Source organism: Rhodoferax sp. UBA5149 (genome assembly GCF_002413825.1).
Classification (GTDB): domain Bacteria; phylum Pseudomonadota; class Gammaproteobacteria; order Burkholderiales; family Burkholderiaceae_C; genus Rhodoferax.
Genome location: NZ_DHXT01000181.1, coordinates 1 through 8,711, shown reverse-complemented (window position 1 = coordinate 8,711; position 8,711 = coordinate 1). Strand labels below are relative to the sequence as shown.

The following is an 8,711-nucleotide window of genomic DNA, read 5'->3' as shown; positions in this document are numbered from 1 at the left end:
ACCTTTTTGACCCAGACTGCCGATTTGGACTGCCCCAGGCCAAAGAGGCTGGCGTAATTGCACCAAGCGGTTCTCCCGACCGGCGAGGTGGGTCGGCAAAAATCAGCAGCCTGGGCCAATTCAGCGTCGGCGCCAACATCTGCGCATCCAGAAAGCGGGTACTGGCGGCCGTCGGCTCACGCTGCATTGAAGCAGTCGAAGCCAGTTTCAGGTTGGCTTGTCCAAGGAGGCTTTTTCGAAGCGCTGTTGCGCGAATCATTCACGCGCCTCCCTGTGCTCCCTGGCAATCTGCGCCAAATGCCGCTTTGGCCGGGGTAGCCACTGCACGGAGGTGTATCAGACTTCCGTGATGAACTGTTCGCGCGGACGGCGCACCTTGGTGAGATTCACCAACCAATCCTTGTCGGACTCGCGGTAGCCCAGCGGCAGGATGGCTACGCTGCGCAGGCCACGCGCGCGCAGATCCAGGATTTCGTCCAGCGCTTTCGAGTCGAAGCCTTCCATCGGCGTGCAATCCACCTCTTCAAAGGCCGCTGCGAGCATCGCGGCGGTCATGCCAATGTAGGCCTGACGCGCAGCGTGCTGGTGATTCACCTCGGCGTCACGCTGGGGGTACATGCCCAGCAACATGTTGCGGTAGTTCTCCCAGCCCTCGTTCTTCACGCCACGCACGGTGTTGGTCAGGTCGAACATCATGTTGATTCGGTCGGTCGTGTAGTTGTCCCACGCGGCAAACACCAGCAGGTGCGAGCCGTCCGTGATTTGCCCCTGGTTCCAGGCGATCGGCTTGATCCGCTGGCGCACTTCGGTATTCGTGACCACAAAAATCTCGTAGGGCTGCAAGCCGCTCGATGTCGGCGCCAGGCGCGCCGCCTCAAGGATCCGCTCCACCTTGTTTTGCGGCACCGCCTTGGCCGGGTCCATTTTCTTGGCTGCGTAGCGCCACTGCAGGCGCTCAATCAGCGCGTCCGATGGCAGTTCCTGGGCTTCGGCCGATGCCGTGTTCGAATGGGGGGCGAGCGTTGCGGTGGGGGTCATACAAGGGTTCCTTGGGTTGGGGTTGGATCGCGTTGGGCGTCGCATTTAAGGTCGCGTTTAAGGTCGAGTCTCACGCGCTTGTACCGAATGTAGAGACAATAACGTTGCTTGAGAAGACCCAATAAAGCACAATTGAGTTGCTTTTAGAACAACAATTGGGTGCTGTGCATGCTGAATCCTCAACTTCTGACCGCTTTTTCTGCCATCGTCAGCGCCGGCAGCATCAGTGCTGCGGCAACCCGGCTCGGGTGCGGCAAGTCGGTCATCTCGCGCCAGTTGGCCCGGCTCGAGGCCGACCTTGGTGCGCGACTCATTCAGCGCACCACGCGCAAGTTGACCCTGACCGAAGTCGGTAAGGTGGTGCTGCTGGAAGCCCAGCAGATCGACCGTGCATTGAGCAACGTGGCACAGATTTCAGGCCAGTTTCAGCAAGAGGTTCGTGGTCCGCTGCGGGTCGCCTGCCCGCGCCCGCTGGGGCAGCGCCATCTGGTGCCCTTGATCACCGAGTTCACCCGCCGCTACCCCCAGGTGGAGGTGACGCTGCTGGTGGAAGACCGCCTGAGCGACCTGATCGCCGAGCAGATCGATGTGGCTATCCGCGTGGCGCAACTGGAAGATTCGACGCTGGTCGCGCGCAAGCTGGCTGACAACCCCCGCGTGCTGGTGGCCGCACCGTCCTACCTTGACCGTGCCGGCGTTCCCACGACACCCGAGGATTTGGCCCACCACGACTGTCTGCTGTGGACGCGAGAAAACCGCGTGTTCGACGAATGGCCTTTGTCGATGGGCGCCACCACCACACGGGTTCGGGTGCAGGGGCGCATCCGCATCAACGATGGCATGGCGCTGGTGGCTACCGCCTGCAGCGGCGCCGGTATCACGCTGCTGGACCGGCTTTTGGTGGAGCAGGAGCTGGCCAGTGGTGCACTGGTCGAATTGCTGCCGGAGTACAGCCTTCCGCCCGGTCCGCCCATCTACGCGGTGTACCCGGCACGCCAATGGTTGGCATTGAACACGGCAACGTTTGTTGAATTCCTGCAGTCGAAACGGTTCGGCGAACGCATCTAACGCTGTGCGGAGGCCTTCCGGTGCATCGTTGCTGATGCCGTCTGGTATGGGTTGCGCCTATTGCGCCGCCTTCCAAGCCGCCAGCTCCGATGGCCGCAAGCCGTACCGCGCCAAAACGCCTTCATGCAGACGCTGCAGTTCTTGCACCAGCAAGGCATGCACATCCACCCGGTCGACCTGTGGCACAGAGGCAAGGACGCGCTCAATGACCTGCAGCGGGTCTGCCTGCGGCTGTTGCACCACCTCCCGCACTGTCTGTTTGATCAGATCGCGGTAGGCCAGGCGGGTGGGGTCGGGCTCAGTCAGGTCTTGCTGGATGGCCTGGTATTCCTGAGTCGAGCGTTCGTAGGCCCATACGTACAGATCGCGCAGCAGTTCCACCCGTGTGAGTTCGTACACGCCCAAGGTGGCGTGGCTATAAGCTTGTTCGGGCACGTCCAAAAACGTCAGGGGGCACAAGTTGGCTCGAAACAAGGGCAAGTTGGCCGCAAGGCGTGACGTGCGCTTGTTGATGTCGGCAAAGGGCTGCAGGTAGGGCAGGTGCACCATGGCAAAGAACGACTGCTCAAACGGGTCCGTAATCTGGTTCAACTTCGCCAGCACCCCATCCAATGCCTCGTCGATCTGCTGGGGCGTGGACAGGGGCCGGTACACGCTTTTGCCGATGTTGACGGCGTGCTGGCGGATGCGGCCCTCGTCAGCCGGGTTGGGCAGCAGGTTTTCTGCCAATGCGCTGTGCAGGTTCATCAGCAGGTAGCGGCTCAAGCCCGCCTTACCCATGCTGTCTGCGCCCACGTTATCCAGCAGCAGTTCGATGGCGGTCTTGTGGTTCAAGATCATTTGCGTCTCGATGGCGCCCTTGCCAGTGGCTGTGCGCCCATGTTCGATCAACGCCACGGTGTCCAGGCGCGAATACGTGTTGCCCTCCAGGTGGCTGGAGGCCCACGACAGGTCGATCAGCAGGCGGTTGAGGATGGCGCGGCTGTAGGTGCCTGCGGGTTCGCTCATCCGGGTGGTCTTGCCCATGTTGTGCAGTTGGCGGCGCAGTGGGGCGCTCAGGTAGGCGCTGACGTTGGGTTGGTAGGCATCCAGAAAGTCGCGCTGGTAAGCCACCGGCTTGCGCGCCTGCAGCGGCTGGGTGACGTAAGCGAGGACGTCCTGGCTGTCGGCCGAGAGCGGAATGTGGGCGGGAAAGGTGTCGCCGGGCGTGATCTCGGCTGCGGCACAAACTGCGCTTGGTGCGAAGGTGGCGTCGCTAGCTGCCAGATACCGGCGGGCGCGCCCTTCGCCTTGGGCAACGATGTCCCCGGCGGAAATCCATTGGCTGACCCAGCGCTGCACCGTGCGTCGCGCGAGCGCTGGGTGTTGCGCCAGCAGTTCAGCCAGCATGATGCCAGTTGGGGCGGACTGGATGCTTTGGAGCAGGGCGGTGTAAGTTGTCATGCTAAAAATGGCGCAGTTTATCTATTTTGGCGCGATTAAGCGATTTTCTTTGCGAATTATGGCGCTGTTTTGTGAACTGCGCCATTTTTTGACTCAAGTGGTGGCGCTGTTTTCCGCTGTCAACGCGTGCCAACCACCCCGACCCCGCACCTCATCCAACGGTCAAGTGTCTTCATCGTCCAAGGTGAGCCGATGTAGGCACGATGAAGCACAAAAATCACCTCGGCGACACCCCGCTTGTTGTCTGGTCGCTTTTTCGCCATAGACTGAACCATTCTGATCATTCCCTTTCTGGAAAAGCCCATGTCTACCGCTGCCTCTCTGTTTCAACCCTTCGCGCTCAAGACCCTCAAGCTGCCTAATCGCATCGTCATGGCGCCCATGACGCGTTCGTTCTCGCCGGGTGGCGTGCCCACCGAGGCCGTGGCGGAGTACTACCGCAAGCGCGCCGCCGCCGCGGTAGGGCTGATTGTTTCGGAGGGCACCGTGGTGGAGCGGCCCGCCTCGTCCAATGACCCCAACGTGCCCCGCTTTTGGGGTGACGACGCACTGGCCGGTTGGCAAAACGTGATCAATACCGTGCACGGCGCGGGCGGCGTGATGGCGCCGCAGCTGTGGCACGTGGGCGCGGTGCGCAATCGGCGCACCGAATGGCAGCCGCCAGCGCCGTGGGATTCCCCCTCGGGTTATTCCTCGCCCGGTAAAAAGTTTACCGAGCCCATGACGGATGAGACCATCGCCGACACCATTGCCGCCTTTGCCCGCGCTGCCGGGGCCGCCAAGCGCCTGGGTTTTGATACCATCGAACTGCATGGCGCCCACGGCTATTTGATTGACCAGTTTTTCTGGGAAGGCACCAACCTGCGCGACGACCGCCATGGCGGCAGCGATCTGGTGCAACGCGGGCGTTTTGCCGCGGACATCTTGAAGGCGGTGCGTGCCGAAGTGGGCCCAGACTATCCGATCATCATCCGCCTGTCGCAGTGGAAGCAGCAGGACTACGCCGTGCAGATGGCCACAAGCCCGCACGAGATGGCCGCCTGGCTGCAACCGCTGGCCGACGCGGGCGCCGACATCTTCCATTGCTCGCAACGCCGCTTCTGGGAGCCCGAGTTTGAAGGCTCCGATCTCAACTTTGCTGGCTGGGCCAAAAAGCTGACCGGTCGCCCCACCATCACCGTGGGCTCGGTCGGTTTGAGTGGCGAGTTCATTGCTTCCATGGTCGGTGGCGAGTCGTCCAAGCCGGCCTCGCTGGACGAGCTGCTGCGCCGCTTTGACCGCGGCGACTTTGACCTGGTTGCCGTGGGCCGTGCCCTGATCAGCGATCCCGATTGGGCCGTGAAGGTGCGCGATGGTCGCACGGCGGAGTTGTCTGACTATTCACCGGCGGCGCTGGCAGAGTTGGTGTAACGCGAATGCCTGGCGACTGCCTCACAGCATTTTTTGAATCAACGCGCCCTTGAACAACACCGGGCCGGTGGGGCCACTCGCGCTGGGCACGCCGCCCTTGGGCTCCAGGCTGATGGCCAGCGTCGGCACTTCACGCACCTCACCTTCGCCGGCCGTGAGACGCAGCACGCGGTCTTGCCCCAACACTCCGAGCGAACGTGGCCCGCCGGTGGCGGGCAGCGCCCACAGCTGTAAAGACCGGTCACCGGCCTCCTGGTAGCGGCCCACGCGCTGCAGCGTGAGTTTTTTGTTTTTCGGGTCAAGCGTGACCAGCATGGCGGCGGCCGATTGCTCGTCGGCCAGCACGGCGACGTATTCAATCTGCGGTGTAGCCAGCAAGCGGGCCTGCAACTGCTGCACTTCACGACCCAACTGTTCGCGCAAGTTCAAGCCCGTGACCACGGCCAGCACGGTTGCCAGCGCACCGGCGGCGGCGGCACCGCGCCACAGGGTGACACTGCGCAGCCAGCCAGCCTGGGCGGCGCTGGCTGGCGCGGCTTCGCGGACCGCCGCCTGACGCGCTGCCTGTTGGGCTTGCGGGGCTTGCGCATTTCTTTCGCCTTGCAGTAGCATGTCGATGCGGGTCCACACCCGCGGGCTCGGTTCAGACTGGGGCTGCAGCTCGTTCATGCTGGCGATGCGGGTTTGCCAGACCAGCGCGGCCACCCGCACCGGGGCTTGCTCGCGCGCCATGGTCTCGAAGCGACGCCGGGCGCCGCCGCGCAAGGTGCCCAGCGCATAAGCGCCGGCCAGACGGTCCAGCAGCTCGGGGTGTTTGATCAGGTTCAAGCGTCGGTCCTCAGGCAAAGCGCGCCATGCACAGGCGCAATTGCTCCAGCCCGCGCCGAATCCAGGTCTTGACCGTGCCCAGGGGCAGCTTGAGTTGCTCGGCCAGTTCACGGTGGCTGAGGTCGCGGATGTAGGCCAGGCTGACGACTTCGCGCTGGCGATTTTCAAGCTGACCCAGACACTGGTGCAGCGCCCAGGCTTGCTCGCTGGCCTGCGCCGTGTCCATCGGGCTGGGTGCGTCACCGGCCAGCGTGTCGGCCATGGATTCGTCGAGTTCTTGCGTCAGATGGCTGCGCTCGGCGCTGCGACGGCGCAAAAAGTCCAGCCCCCGGCTGCGCACGATCAGGCCCATCCAGGCCATCGGCGGGCTGAGCGAGGCACGGTAGTCGCCAGCGCCGCGCCAGATGGTCAGAAAGGCCTCCTGCAACACGTCCTCCGCCCACTCGCGCTGGCGCACCACGCGCAGCGCCAGCCCGAAAAGTTTGGACGAACAGCGCTCATATAAGGCCTTCAGCGCGGCGGCGTCGTGGCGCGCCACGCGGTCCAACAGCGCGATCAGTTCGGCATCTGGGGCATCTGTGTTCATGGCGTGATTGTCGGCGAAGGTGCGGTGTTTGGGGATGGCTTGTGGACGGGTGCCAGGGTGCGCGGATGCAGTGGGTACGCGGGCCGGGGCGAAGTGGATTCAGCGGCCCCGATGTCCGACCAGCCCGTGGGGACATGCTGAATCCAGTGGGCACCCTGGTTGCGTATTCAAGCCGTCGGACGATTTTTTTGACGCCGACAAGCCAGCATTCACCCACTTCAAAAGGAAAACATCATGCCATCCCTTGTTCAAACCCTCGACCGTCCCCCACTCGCCACGTCACGCCGCATCTTCATGGGCCGCACCGGCACGCTGTCGGCCGTGGCCGTGGCCTTGCTGGCGGGCAAAGATGTGCTGGCCCAAGGCATGGGCGGCGATACGGCCAAAGACGTCAGCATCCTGAATGTGGCGCTCGGGCTGGAGCACGAAGCCATCAACGCCTACCAGCTGGGCGCCGGCAGTGGCTTGCTGCAAAAGCCGGTGCTCGATATTGCCGTGCAGTTTCAGAGCCACCACAAGGCGCACCGCGACGCCCTGATTGCCACCATCCAGAAAATGGGCGGCGTGCCGGTGGCCGAGAAAAAACTGGGCGACTACGCCATGGCGCTGAAAGCCGACACGCTGCGCAACCAGGCCGACGTGCTGGACCTGGCCGCGCGGCTGGAGCTGGGTGCCACCAATGCCTACCTGGGCGTGATTCCCGCGTTCGGCAGCAAAGACCTGGGCAAAGTGGCCGCCCGTCTGGCCGCCGATGAAGCCATGCACTTCACCGTGCTGACCAGCGCGCTGGGTCGTCCCTTGCCCGCGGGCGCCCTGACTTTTGGTGCCTGATGAGAGGGCGCACGCCCTGTCGCGGCGGTGCCGTGTGGCGCCCTCTCCAAGCGGTGGTCGCAGCGTGGGCGCTGTCACTGCTGGGGCTGCCCCCGGCGCAGGCGCAGACCGGGTCCGTCGCCAAAGGTCAGGCGATATTCGAATCGCGCTGCGTCGCCTGCCACAGTCTGGACGCGAATCGGGTGGGTCCGGCTTTGGGCGCGGTGTGGGGTCGGGTGGCGGGCAAGGCCCCCGACTTCAATTATTCCAAGGCCCTGGGGGCCGCCACGCATGTATGGGAGCGCGACAAACTGCTGGCCTGGCTGGGCAATCCGGAATCCGTCGTGCCGGGCCAGGCCATGGGCTACCGCGTGGAGCTGCTGGACGACCGCCGGGATGTGGTCGCCTATCTCGCCTCGCTGTCAAAAAACAGCGCGGCGAAATGAAAGGACTCAAACTTTGCGAATTCGCAAACCCATCAAAGATGTCGTTTGGACGGGTTTGTTCACCGCGCTGTCGGGCGGACCCCCTCATCTGCGCAACACAATCGTCACCAGGGCCGACGCGTCTTCGAGCGCGGTCAGGCCATGCTGAACACCGCCTGATAAATACATGAGTTGACTCGCTTTCAGGGTCTGGACTGCGCCTTCAATCGTGACTTCGAAGCTTCCCTCCAGGCACTGAATCGTGATCTCGCCCGCCACCTTGTGCGGTGGAAACGATTTGCCAGCGGCGAGCACCAGCTGGATGACTTCGAGCTGCTCGGTCTTGAATAACGCCGTGGTCCGTGCATTCGCCAAGGCGCTTCCGAACGGTAAAACACTGAGGGTTTGGCCTGCGGCCAAATGAGAAATTGCCATGGTCAACGCTCCTTGTGGATGGGGGTCCAGACTTCATTGTCGCCCGTTCGTTGCCGCGGTCGGCGCTGACCCTGCGGCCGGTGGGTCCATAGTCTTAGGTCATTTAGGCCTCTAGCCCTCGTGCTTCATGCGCAAGATGCTATTGAATTAATAGCATACACGGTCTGCGGCGTGCCCGGCAAAAAACAATTCAAGCGCATCGCTTAAACTTGCGACCGCCCGGGGTGCGCTATGGATGCGCTGAGATGGTCACCAAACCCGCGAACTTGATCCGGTTCATACCGGCGTAAGAAGAGCCAGACTGCGTTGTTTCACCCTTTGCCGGGTCCCGTACTGTCTCCCCGTTCGCATGATTGACTATTCTCCGGAGCACTGTGTCACCACATCATCTTCAGGAGATTACGCGATGAACGCACCCGACAAATTCAGCCAGTTGATGAGCCTCACGCGCGAGCCCCTGCCGGCCTCGCGCAAGATTTACGTGCCCGGCTCGCAAGCCGATATCCAGGTGCCGATGCGTGAAATCATGCAGAGCAACGGCGAGGCCGTCGTGGTGTACGACACCTCCGGCCCCTACACCGACCCGCAAGCCACGATCGACGTGCGCCAGGGCCTGCCCTCGGTGCGCAGCCCCTGGATCGAGCGGCGCGGCGACACCGAGTCCTACA

General features: G+C 63.1%; 9 protein-coding genes, 1 pseudogene and 1 riboswitch. Of the genes and pseudogenes, 5 read left to right on the top strand and 5 right to left on the bottom strand.

What is annotated here, in order from left to right; all coding sequences use genetic code 11:
• Positions 1-336: 336 nt before the first annotated feature.
• The gene (locus tag B3V69_RS16375) at positions 337-1,038 is read right to left on the bottom strand and encodes an NAD(P)H-dependent oxidoreductase (RefSeq protein ID WP_296448074.1); all 702 of its coding nucleotides are present in this window, start codon (positions 1,036-1,038) and stop codon (positions 337-339) included.
• A gap of 168 nt (positions 1,039-1,206) precedes the next feature.
• Here B3V69_RS16375 and B3V69_RS16370 point away from each other — a divergent pair, with 168 nt between their 5' ends.
• Positions 1,207-2,106, top strand: coding sequence for a LysR family transcriptional regulator (locus B3V69_RS16370; RefSeq protein WP_296448073.1), 900 nt, complete (start codon positions 1,207-1,209; stop codon positions 2,104-2,106).
• Positions 2,107-2,163: 57 nt separating this feature from the next.
• Here B3V69_RS16370 and B3V69_RS16365 read toward each other — a convergent pair whose 3' ends face one another.
• Positions 2,164-3,549 carry a Fic family protein gene (locus B3V69_RS16365; protein ID WP_296448072.1) on the bottom strand — a complete coding sequence of 462 codons (1,386 nt, stop codon included), beginning with the start codon at positions 3,547-3,549 and terminating at the stop codon, positions 2,164-2,166.
• 303 nt (positions 3,550-3,852) lie between these two features.
• Between B3V69_RS16365 and B3V69_RS16360 the strand changes: the two genes are divergently transcribed.
• Complete coding sequence (locus B3V69_RS16360; RefSeq protein ID WP_296448071.1) at positions 3,853-4,959, top strand: NADH:flavin oxidoreductase; 1,107 nt, start codon at positions 3,853-3,855, stop codon at positions 4,957-4,959.
• Positions 4,960-4,980: 21 nt separating this feature from the next.
• Here the strand turns inward: B3V69_RS16360 and B3V69_RS16355 are convergent, their stop codons facing one another.
• Positions 4,981-5,787 (bottom strand): anti-sigma factor, encoded by an 807-nt coding sequence (locus B3V69_RS16355; RefSeq protein ID WP_296448070.1) that lies wholly within the window; start codon positions 5,785-5,787, stop codon positions 4,981-4,983.
• A gap of 10 nt (positions 5,788-5,797) precedes the next feature.
• Complete coding sequence (locus tag B3V69_RS16350) at positions 5,798-6,373, bottom strand: RNA polymerase sigma factor (RefSeq protein WP_296448069.1); 576 nt, start codon at positions 6,371-6,373, stop codon at positions 5,798-5,800.
• A 234-nt stretch (positions 6,374-6,607) separates the two neighbouring features.
• Between B3V69_RS16350 and B3V69_RS16345 the strand changes: the two genes are divergently transcribed.
• Together B3V69_RS16345 and B3V69_RS16340 are read left to right on the top strand one after the other, a co-directional pair.
• Entirely contained in the window at positions 6,608-7,204 is a 597-nt protein-coding gene (locus B3V69_RS16345) for a ferritin-like domain-containing protein (RefSeq protein ID WP_296448068.1), read from the top strand.
• Positions 7,205-7,236: 32 nt separating this feature from the next.
• Positions 7,237-7,629, top strand: coding sequence for a c-type cytochrome (locus B3V69_RS16340; protein WP_296448067.1), 393 nt, complete (start codon positions 7,237-7,239; stop codon positions 7,627-7,629).
• A gap of 84 nt (positions 7,630-7,713) precedes the next feature.
• On the opposite strand, the gene B3V69_RS16335 is transcribed toward B3V69_RS16340, so the two are convergent.
• A complete protein-coding gene (locus tag B3V69_RS16335; RefSeq protein ID WP_296448066.1) occupies positions 7,714-8,043 on the bottom strand; it encodes a cupin domain-containing protein in 330 nt (109 codons plus the stop codon).
• Between the two features lie 210 nt (positions 8,044-8,253).
• A riboswitch (TPP riboswitch) is annotated at positions 8,254-8,355 on the top strand.
• 94 nt (positions 8,356-8,449) lie between these two features.
• Between B3V69_RS16335 and B3V69_RS16330 the strand changes: the two are divergent.
• A pseudogene (locus B3V69_RS16330) lies at positions 8,450-8,711 on the top strand (phosphomethylpyrimidine synthase ThiC); the annotation flags it as partial.